Below are 275 nucleotides of genomic sequence, written 5' to 3'. Positions count from 1 at the left end.
GCATGGCTGGATCAGGCTTTCGCCCATTGTCCAATATTCCCCACTGCTGCCTCCCGTAGGAGTCTGGACCGTGTCTCAGTTCCAGTGTGACTGATCATCCTCTCAGACCAGTTACGGATCGTCGCCTTGGTGAGCCTTTACCCCACCAACTAGCTAATCCGACCTAGGCTCATCTGATAGCGTGAGGTCCGAAGATCCCCCACTTTCTCCCGTAGGACGTATGCGGTATTAGCGCTCCTTTCGGAACGTTGTCCCCCACTACCAGGCAGATTCCT

General features: G+C 55.3%; 1 rRNA gene. It reads right to left on the bottom strand.

The window, feature by feature from the left end:
• A 16S ribosomal RNA gene (locus QSJ95_RS32700) occupies positions 1 to 275 on the bottom strand; the annotation flags it as partial.

This window comes from Pseudomonas sp. NBRC 100443, assembly GCF_030268185.1.
Lineage (GTDB): Bacteria > Pseudomonadota > Gammaproteobacteria > Pseudomonadales > Pseudomonadaceae > Pseudomonas > Pseudomonas citronellolis.
The sequence above is the reverse complement of the archived record's forward strand: the minus strand, read 5'-3'. Positions and strand labels throughout refer to the sequence as shown.